At 35.0% G+C, this 19,765-nt stretch carries 21 protein-coding genes; 3 read left to right on the top strand and 18 right to left on the bottom strand.

The features are described from left to right. Position 1: 1 nt before the first annotated feature. From BOQ64_RS21825 to BOQ64_RS21800, 6 genes are all read right to left on the bottom strand, one after another. Complete coding sequence (locus BOQ64_RS21825; protein WP_129058735.1) at positions 2–682, bottom strand: hypothetical protein; 681 nt, start codon at positions 680–682, stop codon at positions 2–4. A gap of 178 nt (positions 683–860) precedes the next feature. Then, positions 861–2,033, bottom strand: coding sequence for an MBL fold metallo-hydrolase (locus tag BOQ64_RS21820; protein WP_129058734.1), 1,173 nt, complete (start codon positions 2,031–2,033; stop codon positions 861–863). 16 nt (positions 2,034–2,049) lie between these two features. After that, positions 2,050–2,703: an NAD(P)-dependent oxidoreductase gene (locus tag BOQ64_RS21815; protein ID WP_129058733.1), complete on the bottom strand. Its 654-nt coding sequence runs from the start codon at positions 2,701–2,703 to the stop codon at positions 2,050–2,052. A gap of 208 nt (positions 2,704–2,911) precedes the next feature. After that, positions 2,912–3,172, bottom strand: a complete 261-nt coding sequence (locus BOQ64_RS24255; RefSeq protein WP_228448520.1) for an Rrf2 family transcriptional regulator — start codon at positions 3,170–3,172, stop codon at positions 2,912–2,914. A gap of 64 nt (positions 3,173–3,236) precedes the next feature. After that, entirely contained in the window at positions 3,237–4,187 is a 951-nt protein-coding gene (locus BOQ64_RS21805; protein WP_129058732.1) for a hypothetical protein, read from the bottom strand. Between the two features lie 140 nt (positions 4,188–4,327). Beyond that, positions 4,328–4,852 carry an FKBP-type peptidyl-prolyl cis-trans isomerase gene (locus BOQ64_RS21800; protein ID WP_228448519.1) on the bottom strand — a complete coding sequence of 175 codons (525 nt, stop codon included), beginning with the start codon at positions 4,850–4,852 and terminating at the stop codon, positions 4,328–4,330. Between the two features lie 215 nt (positions 4,853–5,067). Here BOQ64_RS21800 and BOQ64_RS21795 point away from each other — a divergent pair, with 215 nt between their 5' ends. Continuing rightward, on the top strand, positions 5,068–6,075 hold the full coding sequence (locus tag BOQ64_RS21795) for a catalase (RefSeq protein ID WP_129058731.1): 1,008 nt from the start codon (positions 5,068–5,070) through the stop codon (positions 6,073–6,075). A 114-nt stretch (positions 6,076–6,189) separates the two neighbouring features. On the opposite strand, the gene BOQ64_RS21790 is transcribed toward BOQ64_RS21795, so the two are convergent. The 11 genes from BOQ64_RS21790 to BOQ64_RS21740 all read right to left on the bottom strand — a co-directional run bounded on the left by BOQ64_RS21790 (position 6,190) and on the right by BOQ64_RS21740 (position 14,965). Continuing rightward, positions 6,190–7,581 carry a T9SS type A sorting domain-containing protein gene (locus BOQ64_RS21790; protein ID WP_129058730.1) on the bottom strand — a complete coding sequence of 464 codons (1,392 nt, stop codon included), beginning with the start codon at positions 7,579–7,581 and terminating at the stop codon, positions 6,190–6,192. Positions 7,582–7,734: 153 nt separating this feature from the next. After that, on the bottom strand, positions 7,735–8,145 hold the full coding sequence (locus tag BOQ64_RS21785; RefSeq protein ID WP_129058729.1) for a nuclear transport factor 2 family protein: 411 nt from the start codon (positions 8,143–8,145) through the stop codon (positions 7,735–7,737). A 3-nt stretch (positions 8,146–8,148) separates the two neighbouring features. Then, positions 8,149–8,676 (bottom strand): TetR/AcrR family transcriptional regulator, encoded by a 528-nt coding sequence (locus BOQ64_RS21780; RefSeq protein WP_129058728.1) that lies wholly within the window; start codon positions 8,674–8,676, stop codon positions 8,149–8,151. A gap of 286 nt (positions 8,677–8,962) precedes the next feature. After that, complete coding sequence (locus BOQ64_RS21775; protein ID WP_129058727.1) at positions 8,963–10,006, bottom strand: TerC/Alx family metal homeostasis membrane protein; 1,044 nt, start codon at positions 10,004–10,006, stop codon at positions 8,963–8,965. Between the two features lie 86 nt (positions 10,007–10,092). Continuing rightward, complete coding sequence (locus tag BOQ64_RS21770; protein ID WP_129058726.1) at positions 10,093–10,701, bottom strand: TerD family protein; 609 nt, start codon at positions 10,699–10,701, stop codon at positions 10,093–10,095. A 72-nt stretch (positions 10,702–10,773) separates the two neighbouring features. Next, positions 10,774–11,385, bottom strand: coding sequence for a hypothetical protein (locus BOQ64_RS21765; protein WP_129058725.1), 612 nt, complete (start codon positions 11,383–11,385; stop codon positions 10,774–10,776). Beyond that, positions 11,355–11,591 (bottom strand): hypothetical protein, encoded by a 237-nt coding sequence (locus BOQ64_RS21760; protein WP_129058724.1) that lies wholly within the window; start codon positions 11,589–11,591, stop codon positions 11,355–11,357. Before BOQ64_RS21760 ends, BOQ64_RS21765 begins: the two co-directional genes overlap by 31 nt. Positions 11,592–11,735: 144 nt before the next feature. Then, positions 11,736–12,911, bottom strand: a complete 1,176-nt coding sequence (locus BOQ64_RS21755) for a toxic anion resistance protein (RefSeq protein ID WP_185147094.1) — start codon at positions 12,909–12,911, stop codon at positions 11,736–11,738. Between the two features lie 2 nt (positions 12,912–12,913). Further along, complete coding sequence (locus tag BOQ64_RS21750; protein WP_129058723.1) at positions 12,914–13,471, bottom strand: TerD family protein; 558 nt, start codon at positions 13,469–13,471, stop codon at positions 12,914–12,916. After that, entirely contained in the window at positions 13,461–14,285 is an 825-nt protein-coding gene (locus BOQ64_RS21745) for a phosphoribosyltransferase family protein (RefSeq protein WP_129058722.1), read from the bottom strand. Before BOQ64_RS21745 ends, BOQ64_RS21750 begins: the two co-directional genes overlap by 11 nt. Positions 14,286–14,293: 8 nt before the next feature. Further along, a complete protein-coding gene (locus BOQ64_RS21740) occupies positions 14,294–14,965 on the bottom strand; it encodes an HAD family hydrolase (RefSeq protein ID WP_129059857.1) in 672 nt (223 codons plus the stop codon). Positions 14,966–15,602: 637 nt separating this feature from the next. Between BOQ64_RS21740 and BOQ64_RS24635 the strand changes: the two genes are divergently transcribed. Both BOQ64_RS24635 and fusA read left to right on the top strand, forming a co-directional pair. Beyond that, positions 15,603–15,875, top strand: coding sequence for a GTP-binding protein (locus BOQ64_RS24635; RefSeq protein WP_262708788.1), 273 nt, complete (start codon positions 15,603–15,605; stop codon positions 15,873–15,875). Beyond that, on the top strand, positions 15,818–17,668 hold the full coding sequence (gene fusA / locus BOQ64_RS21735) for an elongation factor G (protein WP_262708789.1): 1,851 nt from the start codon (positions 15,818–15,820) through the stop codon (positions 17,666–17,668). Before BOQ64_RS24635 ends, fusA begins: the two co-directional genes overlap by 58 nt. 135 nt (positions 17,669–17,803) lie before the next feature. Here the strand turns inward: fusA and BOQ64_RS21730 are convergent, their stop codons facing one another. Further along, a complete protein-coding gene (locus BOQ64_RS21730; protein WP_129058721.1) occupies positions 17,804–19,342 on the bottom strand; it encodes a SulP family inorganic anion transporter in 1,539 nt (512 codons plus the stop codon). Positions 19,343–19,765 lie beyond the last annotated feature (423 nt).

Raw genomic sequence — 19,765 nt, 5'->3', positions numbered from 1 at the left:
TTTATGGAAATTCAATATTCAAAAGTTTTTTAGTTTTCCTGTCAAATGCTATATTAATAAAAGGAAACATATTATCTCTTTTACTTACTTCTCTGATTAATACCGTATGACCTAAGTTAGAATCATCAATAAATTCAAATCCCTGAAATTGGATTTTTTGGATGGATCCTAACTTGGAGTCCATTTCAAAAAGCCCATCTTTTACTAATTTATCCTCCGGCTTAAATTTGGGTTCAAACATTTCAAGAATACCATTGTAATCTTTATTCATTAAAAATGAATTAACCTTATCAACTTCAGGATAAATATCTTTTACCTCCTGTAATTCTTTTTTAGAGAATGATTTCGAAATATTGGAACCATCAGATAAAAATATTTTTACTTTAATTATATCATAGGTTTCAGGTTTTTGATTTTGGTAAGCAATATATGCAATATTTGCAGCGCTGGAGATTGACCTTTCAGGTTGCTTATCTATGAGCCCACTTCCTTTAATTGTTAGCTCAAAATAGTTATTGCTTTTTCCATTAAAAAAATCTACACCTTTCATTGTCCCAACAGATCCGCCATAAAACTTCTGTACTTCTTCAACAGATTTTTTATCTTCTGGGGTTGTACTTAATTTATTACAACTCATCAAAAGCAGTAAAAATAGAAAAGGTAAAATTTTAATTGATTTCATATATTGATTATCATTAGTTTTTTAAGACATCTGTTAATGTTTCGAAGCTTTATAGAAGCAAATTTCAATAAAAACTTCCAGTCTGAAAAGCGAGCTCAAATATAATGAAAATCTATAATTTGCCCGTTCCAAAATAAAAAAGTACATGCCGTCATTGCATGTACTTTTGGAAATATTTTTATTTTAAAATCTTAATCGTTCCTTTCGGGTGAGTGAAGGTACCATCTGGTCCTGCAATATTGGAATACACTATATTTTTATTGTAATCCTGAATATGAGTTACATTAAAACCTAAATGAGGTTCATGCCAGTACACCATAAAAACATTCTTTGCTACTTCCACAGCAGTATATTCTACAGTATCAGTACTATTTTTTGAACTTCCGGTTAGTCCGGTAAATGTCATTGTTTTATTGTCTTTAAAATCCAATAAGAATTTTACAGCACCAAAATCAACTTCTACCTTTTTACCAATGGCAGGATATGGTGATTTTAAATCCCAAGCCATTTCTCCAAGGAAAACCTTTACGCCCATTTCCAATTCATCTTTTCCTGGAAGATTTGGATATTTTTTTACCATATAATCTACGATAGCAGATGTAGTTTTATTTTCAGTAACTGCTTTTCTATAGTTTTCAAGATAACCTTTCACAAAGTCAAGAGATTCCGGAGACAGAGACTGTTTAGCAAAATGTGATGAGACTACCTGACCAGGCTTTAAAGATTTCATAGCATCAATCTGCCCAATCCATTGGTCAATAGCCTTTACATTTTGAGTATCTGCCATCCAAAGATGTGAATCTACAGATACTGAAATTCCACCTGCAATAGTTTTGATGGATGGAATCCAAAGAAAGCTGTGAGCCGGATCTTCAGGATTCTGTATGATCTCAATTTTATTTCCTTCAAGATCAGGAATAGAAGTTACTGCTTCCGGCACAATAATTTCTGATGGAGCATCTGTTTTTAATTGTGGTTTCCAAACTGCCAACTTATCATCCTTAGAAGCCGAAATAAGATAAGCTGTTTGCGCTGTAGAAATAATTTTCACGTCCGGAAAAGCCTTTTTAATCACATCTAATCCAAAATAGAAATCCGGGTCGCTGTGAGATATAAAAACTGTTTTCAAATTTTTGCCGGTTACCTTTATCTCTTTTACCAGCTGCTCTGCATATTGCTTTTGAAACTGAGCATCAATAAGGATAGCATCTTTATCTCCATAAATAATGGTAGAAGTAATAGGAAAGATAGCCTTGCTTCCGGGATTATAGACTTTAACTTTCAGGTTTCCTGCAAATATGCTGATGAAACCTAAAATAGCTATTAATGATAATAATTTCCTTTTTAGCATTTCTGTTCTTTTTAGATTAATAAGCTGCTGTAAAACGTTCGCGAATGTGTTTGTTCTGCTCCAGTTCATCCACTAAAACTACAGCTACATCTTCTACGGAAAGTTGACTTCTTCCGTTTTCATCAAATACAGGAGTTTCCAGAGATGTTCTGTATTTCCCGGTTCTTGTTCCTACGTTAGCCTGATTCATTTCGATGGCAGGGCTAAAGAATGTCCAGTCTAATGTATTATTTTCTTTGATTTTGTTTAAATAATCTCTTGCAGCAGTTGCTCCCGGCTTATAAGCATCAGGAAAATCCGGTGTGTCTACGATCTGAACATTGTCCGGTGTGTAAAGGCTTCCCGCCCCTCCTACTACGATCAGTCTTTTTACTCCCGATTCTTCTACTGCCTTTTCAATATTTTCAGAACCATTCAGGAAGTCGTTGTAAAGATTTGGGTTTGTCCATCCTGCATTAAAAGCACTGATTACGGCATCATTTCCCTTTAAAGCTTCTGCCAATTCTGCTACATTGTTTACATCAACACTTTTTGCTGTTACATTTTCCTGAGTCTTTACCTTTCCTGCATCTCTTACTAATGCTTCTACTGCATACCCTCTGTCTGCCAATTCTGTTACGATGTGTGCTCCTACAAATCCGGTTGCACCAATTACTGCTACTTTTTTCATACTGTTTTATTTTATATTAAATTGTAATAAATTTTGTTACATTTAAGGGTAAAAAATTTTTATTCGAACTGATCTGCGAATTCCTTCAAAGATTTATCTCCTAAAAAATTACTTACCAACTTATCTGTCTCTTCAAATAATGTATTTAAATGACTGTTAATTTCTTTTCCGACACTACAGGCTGGATTGGGATTCTGATTTTTCTTCCCTAATACTTCCGTATTTTTACAGATCTGTAAATCTCAGAAATTGTAATATTCTCCGGATCTTTTGCAAGTTGGCTTCCGCCTTCTTTTCCTTGTCTGCTGATGATTAAACCAGCTTCTCTCAAGACACTGATCTCTTTACGTACAATGACAGGATTTACATTAATACTACCAGCCACCCAATCAGAAGTGAGCCACTCCTGAGGACTTTTCGCCAATAAGGTCATGATATGTATTGCCGTAGCAAATCTCGTATTGTTCATTTTAATTACACTGCAAAGATACACAAATTTTAATTGTAACAAAATTTATTACAATTAATTTTTCTTAAAGGATTAATTTATCCAGATCCAGCAGTAGATAATTAATGTTCTGATTAATGGTTCGTGTTGCCGACTGCATCTGGTTGAGCATCGCTGCGCGGTTGTGAAGGTCATCTGCCCTGTAATATCCGCCATCACTGAAAATAACAGATTGGTCTGCGGCTGTTTTATCATCATCAAACTGGTAATGCAGCCACCTTTCTTTCATATTGCCGATAATGGAACGTTCTTCCCTATTAGAGAATTTCTTTTCGGTATACATATACCAGATAAATGGCGGGAAGTTCGGAGATTCCAATTTACCTTTCCAGATATCTCTTAAAAGGTTTCTCTGATGAATAAATTCAACCTTTTTTCCTTTCGGATTAAGCGTTGCCAACCCAAAGCCTGCTCCCAGAACCCCTCCACTGATATCAATAGCATTACTCCAGCCTTCATCTTTCACAATTCCTCCGGCTATGGAAGCTGCTGCTCCTGCAATGATGGAATACAGAATTAATTTATTATTTCTTGAAGAATTGAGGTTATCCACATAGTTTCCAATCTGTGCTACCCTTTCTCCTTCACAGTCGAACTCTGCGGCTACCGCATCAAGTTCAGTGAGAGCAATTGTAATTTTGCTGTTAATTTTTGTCTTTAACTGCAAAACTTTAACCTGAGAAGCCAGAGAAGAATCTTTTTTAAGATCCATAATCTCATGAACCTCATCCAGATTATCCAACGCATTTAAAATAAGAATACTCTGATCAGAAAACATTTCTTTCAGTTCTTTATTAGCGGCTAAAATGGAATCCGAATTGTAAGAAGGAACTTTATTGCTATAGTTGTACTTGAAGGGAGCTTTGCAATAGCTATCCTTCAGCGTAAGTATGTTCTGCTGAATAACCTGATTCTTCTTGGAAACACAAGAAGTCAACAGCCCTAAAACGATTAACAGGTAAAAAATCTTTTTCATTCAAACCAATTTTTGTGCAATAGCTGAATCATTTTCAGAAATCATCAATCAGTTTCAATATAATTCATCCATACGAATATAGTACAAATAAAAAAATTTACCTGAAATCAGGTAAATTTTTAATCTATTTTTAAGTCGAATTATTTAATCCCTAACAATTCCACTTCAAAAACAAGAGTACTGTTTGGTCCGATTTCTTTACTGATCTCCTGATCTCCGTATGCTAAATGTGGTGGAATAATCAGTCTCCACTTGCTTCCAACAGGCATTAGCTGAAGAGCTTCTGTCCATCCTGAAATCACTCTGTTCAGTGGAAAAGATGCCGGAGTTCCTCTTTTTACAGAGCTATCGAAAACCTTACCGGAAATAGTAGTTCCGTGATAGTGACATTTTACAGTAGATTTAGGACCTGGTTTTGCTCCATCACCTTCCGTAATAATTTCATATTGTAAGCCGCTTGGTAATTGAACAACACTTTCTCTCTTACCATACTCTTCCATATATTCTTTACCGTCCTTAAGGTTCTTTTCGGCTAATTCTTTTTTACGTTTAAATAACAAATCTGCTACTCCCATATTATAATTTTTTACAAAGATAAGGCTTTTTAGAGTTGGAAGATGGAAGCCGAAAATAGAAAGAGGCATTTTGATTTCTTCAATGCTCACCTTTTCAGCTCTAAAACCTTTTTGAATAACACACTTATAAATCAATATTAATCATTAATTACCAACACTTTAAGCAAACAATATATAAAACAGATACTTTTACAAACATTCTTTTTCAAATTCCCAATATTCGGATTACTTAAAATTCAAATAATTGTAATAATCCCTTAACACAGATTCCGAAACTTGGCGTTATAATTGGATTTAAAAACTAAATGCCAAATCCGATATTATATAACAAGAAGTTTGATGAACTTAATGAAGAGGAAAAAAAACTTCTGGAAATCAATAAAAAAGCGATCGCCGACTTTGTTGAGCAATCCTCTTCCATTAGTGACGTTAATTATGCTACCAGGAATGCCCATGCCAAGACTTATGCCGTTGCCAAGGGAATGTTTTGGGTAGATCCTAATCTTCCGGAATTCCTGAAGCCTTTCTTTGATAAAGAAAAATTTGATCTGTTCATAAGACTATCCAATGCTCAGTTTAAAATTACAAATTCAAGAAGGGATATTCCTGCATATGGATTTGCTGTACAGATAAGAGATGAAAATAATCACCTGCTTTCCAATTACCCATTGGTAAATTTCCCTCTCTTTCCGGTTAATTCAGTTTCCACCTTTTTAAAGCTGTTTACGGCCATCAATCTTTCATATATTAAAAAATGGAGCAGTTTATTATCCTTAACTACTCAGATAATCAAAATAATTCCATCTGTTTTTACAGGTTCATTTATCAGGAACGCTTTAAAATTATTCCGTAAAAGAAATGACTTTATTCTATCATTTGATTATCATTCTGTAGGGGCTTACCGGTTAGGGGATTATATGATGAAGATAAAACTGAGCCCAAAATCCGTTAATAAGAACATGGATAAGAAGCAGAATATTAAAAAAGCTTTAAAGAATTATCTTCAGAAGAATGATTTTACGGCTGATGTTCTGATTCAGCTTTGCTATAATTTGAAGGATCAGCCCATCAATAAACTGAATGTAGAGTGGAAAAACTCGCCTTATATTAAAATTGGTGAGATTAAAATAGAGAAGAATTCTTTGCTTGATCCGCGTGATTGCAACAATGAGTTGCTTTCCTTTAATCCTTTTGAAAGTAAAGTTATCTTTCAGCCTGTTGGAAAAATCCAAAAATTACGGGATGGTGCTTATAAAGTTTCTGTACAGACGAGAAGGAAAATCAATACCCTTTTGCATGGAAAGAATGGATAGAATAATACGGAATAATAAATGATAACTTCTTAAATATAGCTTGAACAATTTCACCTCAGCCAATAAAAAAAGGAACAGTGTTTAGACTGTTCCTTTTCTACTATTTATAAATTATTATTTTTCAGTTTTAATTAATTTTCTAATGATTATAATGCCTTTGGCATCTTCTACCTTAACCCAGTATAATCCTTCTGGTAAGGATTGTACATTAATACTATTACTGTCTGCATAGGAACCGACTAACCTTCCTTCTTCGTTATAGATTTCCACTGTTTTAATCCCTGATAGATTTTTAATTATAAATGAAGTCTTTGTAGGATTTGGATACAATATTATTCCTTCATTTTTTCTATTGTTTTCTCCTACTTGCAATGTCATGGTCGTAGGGCATGAAATGGCTGTAGGTATTATTCTTTCAGCATTAGTACCATTTCCAAGCTGGCCGCTGGTATTATCTCCCCAAGACCAAAGTGAACCATCTGTTTTTAAAGCAAGTGTATGATTATACCCCCCAACTACACTTTTCCAATTACTGTCTGTACCTATTTGTATAGGAGTCATTTTAGTAAGATATGTACCATCACCTAATTGGGCTGTCATATTATCTCCCCAAGCCCAAAGTGTTCCATTATTTTTAATAGCTAATGAATGATTGACTGCAGCGAAAACACTTGTCCAATCAGAAGCAGTACCTATTTGGGTAGGAACAAGTTTATCTATACTTGTACCGTCACCTAACTTTCCAGAAGAATTATACCCCCAGGCCCAAATTGTACCGTCTGTTTTTAATGCAAGAGTGTGATTAGCTCCAACTGATATGCTTTTCCAGTTAGTATCTGTTCCTATCTGAATGGGAATTTTTTTCCAAATTGTAGTACCATCTCCCAGTTGTCCTGTTGCATTAAAACCCCAGGCCCAAAGTGTTCCATCAGTTTTAAGTGCAATACTGTGAAATACTCCGACTGCAACAGCTTTCCAATTAGTATCCGTTCCTATTTGAATGTAATTATAGTTCTGGTCTGTTATTGTTCCGTCTCCTAATTGCCCAAAAGTATTATTTCCCTTAGCCCAAAGCGTTCCATCTGTTCGTATAGTTAAAATATGCACTCCTGGAGCGACACTCTTTAAATTTGCAGCGTTTCCAATTTCTGTAGGGCTGGTTATATTTTCATTAGTAGTACTCACGAGTATTCCCATAAAATTACTTCCCCATCCCCAGAGTGAATTATCAGATTTTATAGCCATAACATAATCTTCTGCAGGAGTTGATATGATACTTTTCCAGTTAGTATTCCCTATCTGAACCGGGCTTGTTTTATACACATTGGTTCCATCACCCAATTGTCCATACCAATTATTTCCCCAGGTCCAAAGACTTCCGTCATTTTTTAAACCAACAGAATTCGATCTTCCTGTAGAGATTTCTTTCCAACATTGGGAAAAAGCCAGAAAAGGCGTAAGTAAAAAAAGTAAGAATACTTTTTCGATTGATCGATTTTTTCTCATTTGTATTTAAGTTTTATATCCAAGTCCTCCTTCTAGTGAAAAGAATATTCAGAAGGGTTATTAATTTATATCATTGAATAATTTTGAACAAATATAAAACAAGAAAATGAATTTAGCACATAAATAAGACTGTCATTACAACAGCCTTTTAATTCAAAACTTACGATCTTCCACTCTGATAGCCAAATCATTAATACTTGCATATCTTTTAGCCATTAATCCGTTTTCATCAAACTCCCAGTTCTCATTTCCATAGGCTCTGAACCAGCTTCCTTCTTTCGTCTGATATTCATATTCAAAACGAACAGCAATACGGTTTTCAGTGTGTGCCCAATATTCTTTCTTAAGTTTATAATTGAGTTCTTTTTCCCATTTTTTCTGAAGAAATACAACAATCTCTTCTCTCCCATTTACAAATGTATCTCTGTTTCTCCATTCGCTGTCTATGGTATAAGCTTTGGAAATTTTCTTAGGATCCTGGCTGTTCCATGCATCTTCTGCCATCTGAATTTTTTGCTTTGCCGTTTCAAGAGTGAAAGGTGGTAGCGGATGTTTCTGTTCCATTTTTTACGATATTAAATTGGTGACTATTTTTTTGGATTTCTCTATCAGTTCATTCGATTTAAAAAGCTGGCTTTCAATAATGCAGCTTTCAAAAAGCATATAAATATGATCGGAAAGCGCATCATCTTTCAGTAATTCCAGAAAGTAATTTCTAAGATCGGTTTTATGTGATTGGATTACATTCAGAATTTTAACATTCTCCATTGGGATTTCTGATAAAATATTCAGAAAACTACAACCACGGAAATTCTCTTTTTCATTCATATACATCAGAAAATCAAAAGCACTGATGATTTTTGAATGCAGATCTTCTGATTGTGCAGTAAAAGTGTGAAGCTCATTGAACCAATAATCATGTCTTACCTTTAGAAATTCCACACATAAGTCTTCTTTGGATTTAAAATGAAGATAAAAGCTTGCTTTGGCCACTCCTGCATCAGAAATGATCTGGTTGATTCCTGTAGAATTATAACCTTGTTTTGCAAACAGATCAAACGTTGTTTCTACAATTCTTTCTCTTGGTGACTTCATATTATTTTTCTCTGAAACAAATGTATGAAAAAAACAACATACAGACAAGTCTGTCTATTTTAATTTGAAAATAAATTTTGACAAAAGAATGTTGGAAAACGCAAAGGCGCAATTTTTTTATAAATGCAGTGTCTTTAAGGCGCAAAGATTTTATCTCCGATAAAATTTAATACCGTTAAGTTATAATACTGAGAAAATATTATTGAGAACAGTATTCTATGTTCTACCTTATAACAAAAAACCTCCGGAATAAAATTCCAGAGGCTTCTTCTATATTTTTAATAGGTTATTTTTCTTCTAATTCTTCTTTCTTCTCTTCTTCTTTTTCAGGGAAGATAACGGATAAAAGAACTGAGATTACCAATACTCCACCTACAATTCCTAATGAAACCGGAGAAGGAATATGAATCCATGGTGCAATAAGCATTTTAACTCCGATGAATGACAGGATAATCGCCAATCCATAAGGAAGTTTGCTGAACATATGGATAAAGTTTGCCAATAGGAAATATAATGATCTAAGTCCTAGAATTGCAAAAATATTAGATGTATACAGAATGAACGGGTCATTTGAAATCGCAAAGATCGCCGGGATGGAATCTACGGCGAAAAGAACGTCTGTAAATTCAATAACACCCACTACTACCAATAATGGTGTAGCCATTTTGATTCCGTTCTGAATGGTGAAGAATTTATCACCATCATAGTTATCAGAAACTTTCCAGAAGCTTTTGATTAGTCTTGCCCCTGCTGTATTACTGTAATCTTCGTCATCATCATCATCACCGTCTCCCCATGACTTAATTCCTGCATATACAAGGAATAGCCCGAATAAGGTCATTACAACATTGATCTTTACAGCTTCCCCGAAAATATTCATTTCAGGAAGATAAGTAAGGTTAATTAGCCCAACTCCTGCAAAAATAAATATCGCTCTGAAGATTAATGCTCCGATAATCCCCCAGAAAAGAACTTTATGGTGAAGGAATTTCGGAACCTTAAAGAATCCGAAAACCAGGATAAATACGAATAAGTTATCTACAGAGAGAGCTTTTTCAATCCAATAAGCTGCCTGATACTGGGTAAATTTCTCTACTGCCAATGCATGGCTTTCAGGCGTTCCGTCTGTATTGAAAACCCAATACACGACTCCTGAAAAGATCATAGACAGTGAGATCCATACAATAGACCAGATCGTAGCTTCTTTGGAAGAAACTTCATGACTTTTTTTGTTGAAAACTCCTAAATCCAGGAGTAACATGATAACGACTGTTACCGCAAATCCCCACACCAAGCCAGGGTGCAGATCTAAAATACTTTGATGTTCCACTTGAGTTATGTTATTATATGATAAAAGCAATAGATGTAACAAAGTACAAATATTGCTATTTTATTTACATTTTGATGTATAAATGATTATAAATAATTCATCTGTACAGTTTGGATCGTCTGTTCCAGCTTTTTATCTGCTGTTGGATCTCCAATAGCGTTGAATTTCCATTCTCCGTTTCTTCTGTAAAAAACTCCCATTACCATTGCAACATGTCCTCTGAAAGAAGCATCATTTGCAACATCATATTTAGCAAAAACCTCTTTTACATTGGTTGGAGTTCCTTCATAAATGCGGATAGAAGCAAAAGGAATAGTTCCGAAGTCCTGACCTCTGTAGCTGTTCAATACCATCGCCACGTGATCTACGTTAGGCTCAAGGTTACTGAAATCTACAGTGATTACCTCGTTGTCTAATCCATCATCTCCATTTACGTCACCTGTAAGATCATCTCCACTGTGTCTTACAGAACCGTTTTTAGATTTCAGATTTCCAAAATAAACTACTTCAGTAACATTTTTATTTGAATCGTATAAAATACAGCTTCCGTCTAAGTCTACTGCTTCTTTTTTAGTTCCGAAAAGTCCCTTTTTTTCAATTGCTCCCCAGTTGATTCCTACACAAGCCTGGGAAAGTTCAGCTCCGTTTTCTTTTTTAAGGTTGATTCTCTGACCTTTTTGTAAGTTGATAGCCATCTTTTTATGTTTAGTTGTTATTTACTTTTTTGCGAAAAGCATCTAAGCTCATCGCTTGTTTCAAATTTCGTTTTATTGATTATTCAGGTTCAAATTAAGCATTGCCCGCAAAATATTTGTTTCTTCATCAAAGGCAAATATTTTACTCATTATGTCTATATTTTCGAGATTTCTGATATAATCTTTCAGGACCGCTTCTACCTCAGGAGGCAAGTTGCGTTTTCTTTCATTCATTGTATCCTCCAACTGCTCGTTCTTATTTTTCAATTGGTCAATAATTGTACTTTGATTAGATTGATTTTCAGAAATATCAAGTTTATCCAGTTCCTTGTCGAAAAGATAAAGCTTTTTATCATCTACACTGAAAATAAAATAATCATCAGTCTGAAAGATCTTGAAAAGCTCATATTCATGAGTCCTGATCGCATAGCCACAGACGAAACGGACTTTAAATCCCTGTATATTCAGCCTTCCCAGCAGTTTTCTTTCAATTGAATAGTCTTTGTACTGATATGCCGGAAAAGACTCAACTTTCAGCAGAGATTCGTCTGCTTCCAGCCTGTAGAATTCCTTTGCATACTTTTTATGAAAATACAGTACATTATCCCAATTGGCAGTAAAAACATCTTCGGTAAGGTCTTTATACAGAGCTTTCAGATGTTGGGAAAATATACCGCTGTACATTTTCCTGTCAGTCTGAAAACTGTCTGCCTGTCTTTCTTCAAAACCTGAAATATATTTTTGTTGATATCAATTTCATTAAGGACCGCCAGCATATCATTTTCCTTCTGCCTTTTGATTTTCGTCAGAAGTTCTATGAGGCTGTCCGTATACTGCAGGTGAAAAAGCTCCAGTTTATTGTAATCCAGAGCCGTATTTTCCTGGAACATATTGTGGATAATATCTGTTTTGATGTAAATGGATATTATATCAATATGTTCAAAAAATTGGCCAGAAGTTTAAGTCTTGTTAACCTTCTTTTGCTCTGTGATAATATGGTTGCTGCATCTTCCCCCACCGTAGTACCCTAAAAATTAACCTCTGACATTCGCTTTCAGTTCGTGCTCCAATGTCTGAAGATCCTGATCCAGTTTTCTTCTGTTATCAGCTCCCTGTTTCTGGATCTGTTTCACTTCATTTAATGTATTAATCAACATTGAAGTTGTTTCTCTCAATGTTTCTACAGATACAACAGTCTGCTCATTGGCTCTTGCAACATTCACAGAGTTCTGTCCAAGACGTTCTGCATTCTTTCTCAAGATCTCTTCAGTAGTAGAAGATACTTTCTGCTGGATCTCGATGCTCTGCTGCTGTCTGTACATGGCAACGGCAAGCGAAAGCTGGTTTTTCCATAACGGAAGCGTAGTGGTAAGAATTGTCTGCGCTTTTTCTGCTATAGAAACGTTGTTATTCTGAACCAGTCTGATCTGAGGAAGAGACTGCATCATAATAACACGTACCACCTTAAGATCAGCCATTCTTCTGTCTAACCTTGCAATGAAATCTCTTTTATCTGCAATCTGATAATCCTGGAAATTCTGAGGGGCAGTCTCCATTTGAGCTAACTCTACAGCAGCTCTTTCCATTCTGATATTTCCGGCAATCACAAGCTCTTCAATTTGTTTGATAGAGTTTACATTGCTTTCAAAAATAGTCTGAAGTACTGCGTTATCCTTTGTAGAAGTAATGATACCAGCATTTACTTTATATGAGATCTGCTCAATATTGTTAATGATTTTATCATATTTTGTAAACAGGTTTTCTACCTGAGTGATTACCTTCTTCATGAATGGTAATTTGCTCAAAAAGCTTTTTACTTTGTTTGTATTAAGCTCTTCTACGTCTACATAATTCAACTCTACCAAAAGATCATTGATAAGCCCACCTACTTCTCCTGAGTTTGATCTTCTTACATTTCCTAAGAAGCTGTCACTCTGATTGGTTAGTGTTTTCTGAAGCTCTGCTCCAAAATTTACGATAGATCCGGGGTTAGTCTCATCAATAGAATTTGCTAAAACTTCATATTTCTGACGTTCTTCTGACTGCAACTGAGTCAGATTTACATTTCCTTCTCTGTCTACGAGCACAGCCGGTGCTGCATTCTGAACAGGTTGAGCCGGCGTTGGCGGTACCATTGGTGTAGGCTCAAATGTTCTAAGAGGTTCAATTGATCCTAGTGGATCTATAGGTTGATTTTCCTGATTGTCCATAATTACTTCTGATAAATTGATACAAATTTCTCAAGGCCTTCTCTCTGTCCTGCTCCTACTGCCTCAAACTTCCATTCTCCGTTTCTGTTGTAGATTCTTCCGAACTCTACTGCTGTTTCGATTGAGAAATCTTCATCCAATTCGTATTTTAAGATTTCTTCATTCGTATCTGTATTGAAAATTCTGATGAAAGAATTTCTTACCTGTCCAAAGTTCTGTCTTCTTGAATCTGCATCGTGAATGGTTACAACAACTGTAATTTCTTTTACTGCGTTATCAATTTTTGTAAGATCAATTTTGATCTGCTCATCATCACCTGCTCCTTCTCCTGTAAGGTTATCACCTGTGTGGATTACTGCTTTGTCCGGAGATTCAGTATTATTGTAAAAAATAAAGTGATTATCTGAAACTAACTTCTTGTCGTCACCCAACAGAAATAAAGAAGCATCAAGGTCAAATCCTGTTCCTGTAGAAGTATTATTGATATCCCATCCTAAACCTACAGTGAATTTAGGTGCATTAATGTTTTCTCTCTGTCCTTTTTGTAAGTTAATAGCCATAATATAATTCCGTTTGTGTTAAAGTATTGATGTTATTTTTATATTCTTTTATTAAATGATAATTGTTACTGATGGCCAGCTCCAGCAGGAGATCCATCTGTTCCTTTTTTACATTAGACGTAAGATAATCAAAATTACTTGAATCTAAGCCTAAAATATATTTTACAATCCTCGTATTGAACTGAAAACTGTGCTTATTCATTACTTCTGCAATGTGTTTTACATTTTTCACTGCATAATAATTGAAATAATTTTCAATTTTAGGATCGAGATCAAAGTTCATCAGTTCAGCGTAATACAGGAACATAAAGTCTGCTTCCACATCATATTCATCCAGGATTCTGTTCACTGTATATTCATGACTTCCTGTGATTTTTATATCGTCTATAAAAATACAAAGTTTTCCTCTTAAAAAGTCTTTATCGATATAATAAGTATCATTGGCAATCAAGTTTTTACGATCCTCGAAATTAAGATTCCCATAATCTGTAATATACGTGTGATTTCTGTTGATCTTTGATAAAACACTTGACTTTTTCTCTTGTTGAAACAAATAAAAGTCAAGATATTTTTTAAAGTAAAAACACAAGAAATTGGAAGCCGTAGGGATAGCCATATAAGGACTTGGAAGCACTACAATCTCTTTATCTGTATTTAAAAGTTCTTCATGTTCGGAAATAAATCCGTCGAATAATTCTTTTGCAAATTTTTCAGCATACGACTTATCGCCATACTTGAAATAGCTGTATTCTGCAGGTGAGAAAGTGAACTCATCCGCTGAATGAATGTGGTGTAAGCTGTATCGTTTGTTCATGTTTATGGTTAGTGTTTAAGTAAATGTGCGCTGAACCCGAAGTCTTTTGCTCCTTTATAATCGGCAACCGGATTGTCACCAATGTGCAGAATTTTGTTTAGCGGAAGATCCTGATCTTTAATCTTATTCTTCACTTCCTGAAAAATAAGCGGGTTCGGTTTTGAACAGTTGATTTCGTCTGAATAAATATGGAAATCAATATACTGATCCAGATTTTCATGAATCAGAAATTTTCTCATTGTTTTTCCTTTGATAAATCCTGTATTGCTCAGAATATTGATGGTTTTTCCCTGGTTTTTAATTTCATCAAAAAAAGCATGAATATTTTCAAAAATGATAACAGGTTTATATTCCAGAAACAACGCTTCACTTTTTTCATAAAACTCATTAAGCTTTTCTTTATTAAAAAGCTTTGCATCTACATCAGTCAATGCTCCCAGAATCATCAGATAGATTTCCAAAGTATCTATATTTCCCCCCGTAATCTCATTAATATTATTACAAAGATCATCGTAATATTTTACGGTTCTTGCAACCACTTCAATTGGTGCATCCAGATTAAAAAATGAGGAGAACAGCTCAACTCTTTTTGCTTTAAATTCTGGATGAGATTTGATTAAGGTGAGCCACAAGTCAAAAGAAAAATGACAGTGGTTATGAATGTCGATATCTGTTTTCAAAATGTTTTAAGTTAAAAGTTTTATTTAGCTTCTTGAAAAAGATTTAAAATTTATTAATCATCAAAAAGTGTTTAATTCTCTATTCTTCCCAAAGATAAAATTTTTATCATTACTGCATGACTTTACGTTTCTGTTTTAAGATATTTTATGATTTGAGAGGTGAATTTATTTTCTTCGGTTGCAACTTATCAAAAAGTGTTTAAATTCTGTTTTGAAAAAAATATTTGAAAAAATTCTTCGGAAATGAAAAAAAAATTATAATTTCGCAACCGATTAACAATCAACAATGTCAACAAAAATGATAAATATTATAACATTAAGTAACCCTGTCAGAGCTGTGTTCTTTGGCAGCACTCAATATTTATCTGAATAGTTCTATAGATCTTTATTACTAAAAATATATAAAAGACCTGTCTATTCGGATAGGTCTTTTTTGCTGCCCTATTTTCAGCCTTTAACAATTCAGAAAACTTCTGTTGTCTGTTAAAGCGGGCTTAAAAAATATTCTCACACCTAAGATTATTCTTTTCAATTACTGGCTTGATGCCTTCATCAATCCGGAGTATTCTTTGTGGTCTTTTTTTTCAGTCAACTTTCTATACAGAAGTTTAAAAATCAACAATTTAAATCAAACAAAATGAAAAACAACACAAGAAATATAGGGATTATAGCACACGTAGATGCAGGAAAAACAACTTTATCAGAAAGGCTTCTTTATTATACCGGGCTTATTCATAAAATTGGAAATGTAGATGACGGAAACACCACCATGGATAAAGATATTCAGGAAAAAAACAGAGGGATTACCATTTCATCTGCTGCAGTTTCAACACAGTGGAAAAGGATAATAATGTGTATCATATCAACATTATTGATACTCCGGGACATATTGATTTTGCTGTGGAAGTAGAACGTTCATTAAGAGTTCTGGACAGTGTAGTTGCAGTTTTCTGTGCTTCATCCGGAGTACAGCCGCAGACTGAAAATGTATGGTTCCAGGCTGAAAAACACGGGGCTTCAAAGATTTGTTTCATCAATAAAATGGATAGAATCGGGGCAGATTTCTTTGCCGTTCTTGAAGAAATCAGAACCAAGCTGAATGGTGTTCCCCTTGCTCTTCAGATTCCTATTGGTGCTGAGGACAATTTTGAAGGAGTGATTGATCTGATCCAACAAAAAGCTTTATACTGGATAGATGAGAATGGAGAAGCTATTATTGAAAAGGAAATTCCTCTGAATTATCAGATTGAAGCTAATGAATACAGAATAAAGTTACAGGAAACACTTGCTGAATATCATGAAGATTTCTTTGAAGCTTTTATGGATATCGAAAGTGAGATTAGTAATGAAATGATGGTAAAAGCAATACAGGAAGTCTGTAGATCAGGTGCTGCGGTTCCTGTTCTCTGTGGTTCTGCATTTAAGAATAAAGGTATTCAACCGCTTTTGGATGCAGTGGTTACTTATCTTCCGGCTCCGGATCAGCTTACCAATATACAAGGGAAAGATCCTCAGACAGAAGAAACCATCGAATTGAGAAGAAGTGAGACTGAAACTTTTTCAGGGCTGGTCTTCAAAGTCATTATTGATAAACATATCGGAAGACTTGCCATGCTTCGTATCTATTCCGGAAAGATAAAATCCGGAGATATGGTACTGAATGTAAGAACTGGTGAAAGTTTTAGAATTTCGAGGATTTTACAGATGCAGTCGGACAAAACGTTATCCGTTGAAGAAGGAAAAGCAGGTGATATTGTGGCATTAACAGGAATAAAAGATGCTAAAACCGGAGATTCTTTATCTTCTGTGGAAAAACCAATATTACTGGAAGCCATTACCATTCCGGCTCCTGTTATCAGGGTTTCGATTGAACCAAAAACTAATGGTGACGAGAAAAACTTCGGACTGGTATTATCCAAAATTCAGGAAGAAGATCCTTCTTTGGTGATTGAACGAGACCCGCAAACCGGAGAAACTTTATTGAGTGGATTAGGTGAGCTTCATCTTGAAGTTACTTTGGAAAAGATCAGACTGAATCATGGTATTGAAATTAACCAAGGTAAACCTAAAGTTTCCTACAGAGAAATCTTAACGGAAACGAAACACCATAGAGAGAAACTTTCCAAACAAAATGGAGGAAGCGGGCAGTTTGCGGATATCAGTTTTGAGATCGGACCAAGAAGCGATAATGAACCTGGATTGGAATTTGTCAATATGATTAAAGGCGGTGTTATTCCCGGAGAGTTTATTCCGTCTGTGGAAAAAGGATTTAGAGAAGCAATGAGTCAAGGCACTTTAAAAGGATATCCTTTAGAAAGCATGAAAATTACTCTGTTGGATGGCGCATTCCATGCTCAGGATTCTGCAGCACTGGATTTTGAAATTGCTGCAAGAGATGGGTTCAAAGCTGCTGCTGGTAAATGCAGTCCTAAGCTTCTGGAACCGGTTATGCAGGTTGAAATTCAGAGCATTGAGGAATACACCGGTGCAATTACCGCTGATATTAACAGAAGAAGAGGAATTATTACTTCTATTGATGAAAGATCAGGAAGAAAGATTTTTGCAGCGGAAGTTCCATTGGCATCTACGTTTGGATATATTTCTGACCTTAGAACATTGGCCAGCGGAAGAGCTTCCATAAGCATGAAATTATCGCACTATGCTTTAGTGCCTGATTTTATTGCGAATACATTAATGACCTAAACAAGCAAGGACTGTAGATTTTTTCTTACAGTCCTTGTCTGGTTATGGGAGTTGAGTCTTATTGTTGTGAATAGTCAATTCACTTCGCTTGTCAATTTAGACCGGGTCAAAAAAAATCACTTATTGATTTTCTCCCTATTTTTCCGGCATTACCTTATATGTAGGATCTTCCTGAATATTTACTTCTACTACAGCTTCAGCATTTTTCAACATTTTACGGCAGTCTTCACTGAGATGGCGAAGAAACAATGTTTTTCCCTGCTGTTTATATCTTTTTGATAATTTATCTAAGGCATCAATTGCACTCATATCTACAATACGGCTTTCTTTAAAATCTACAACTACTTCATCGGGATCATTCATTGGATCAAATTTATCTGCAAAAGCTGTTGCTGAACCGAAAAACAGCGGACCATATATTTCATAATGCTTGGTACCATTTTCATCTGTATATTTTTTAGCACGGATTCTTTTTGCGTTGTCCCAAGCAAAAACCAGAGCGGAAATAATCACTCCAGCCAATACGGCAAGGGCAAGATTATGCAATACTACAGTAATTAAGGCCACTGTAATTCCAACAAATATATCTGACTTTGGCATCTTGTTCACAATTCTGATAGAAACCCACTGAAAAGTACTGATCGCAACCATCATCATAACTCCTACCAAAGCTGCCATTGGAATTTTTTCTATAACAGGTGCCCCAAACAGGATAATCAACAAGATCATAACGGAAGCAATAATTCCTGATAATCGGGCTCTGGATCCTGCATTAAGATTTACCAAGGTCTGGGCAACCATTGCACAACCACCCATTCCCCCAAAAAATCCGTTGGTAATATTAGCTAATCCCTGAGCTACAGATTCTTTATTTGCACTTCCTTTGGAATTGGTAATCTCATCTACCATAGACAGGGTTAACAATGATTCAATAAGACCAACCCCAGCCATAATTAATGCATAAGGGAAAATAATCTGTAATGTTTCCAGAGAAAAAGGAATCTGCGGAATATGAAAACTTGGAAGATTTCCACTGATATGTGCAATATCTGCTACTGTTTTAGTCTGAATATTGAAACCAAGAACTACAGCAAACACAACAATAATGGCAACAAGCGATGCAGGAACTGCCTTTGTAAGCTTTGGAAAAAAATAGACTACAGCAATAGTAAGCGCCGTTAAACCACCCATAATATATAATGGCATTCCCTGAAGCCAACTTACAGCTCCATTGGTATCAGTAATTTTAAACTGTTCAATCTGGGCCATAAAAATAATGATGGCTAACCCGTTCAGAAACCCATACATAACCGGTTGCGGAATCAATCTTACAAATTTCCCCAGTTTAAAGATCCCGACAAGCATCTGAAGAATTCCCGCAAGAGCTATTGTAGCAAAAAGATATTCTATTCCATGAGATTTTATAAGAGCGATAAGAACAACAATTGTTGCCCCTGCTCCTCCTGAAACCATTCCCGGACGGCCGCCTAAAACAGCTGTAACCATTCCCATGAGACATGCTGCATACAGCCCTGTAAGTGGAGAAAGCCCTGCAAGAATAGCAAATGAGAGAGATTCGGGAATCATAGTCATGGCTACTGTAAAGCCTGCCAGTAACTCATTTTTATAATTTATTTTCTTCGAGAAATCGAATAAGCTGATCGTATTTTTCATTGAACAGCAAAGGTAAATACTTGCAGAGTGGTATACAATTTTTTCTTTTTCAACTTTTATCAGATATTATGTTTTTAATTTATTTCACACATCTGATTATATAATATGTTAATTTTAATTAAAATTTGCACATAAAGAAACTTTTTTAGATTTCCTTCTGTCTTTGCTTTTAATTTTTGTTTAAATTTGAAAACAATTAAGCAGATTATTTGGTACTAAACAAGATATTCTAAACATAAAAAACTGGTTGTCAAAATACTTACAACCTTTCAACACACAAGCTTAACGTAAATAGAATGGCATGAAAAGACTTTAATAGGCTATATATTATTTACACAAATGGAAGAAAAAAGAAGTTTGAAAGAGAAGATGAGCAATAAACCCATTGGAAATAATGCATATACCTAAAGGTACATTAAATAT

Origin of the sequence: Chryseobacterium sp. CH25 (assembly GCF_004119455.1) — a bacterium.
Classification (GTDB): domain Bacteria; phylum Bacteroidota; class Bacteroidia; order Flavobacteriales; family Weeksellaceae; genus Chryseobacterium.
Note: the sequence above shows the minus strand (reverse complement) of the source record. Positions and strands in the feature narration are given on the sequence as shown.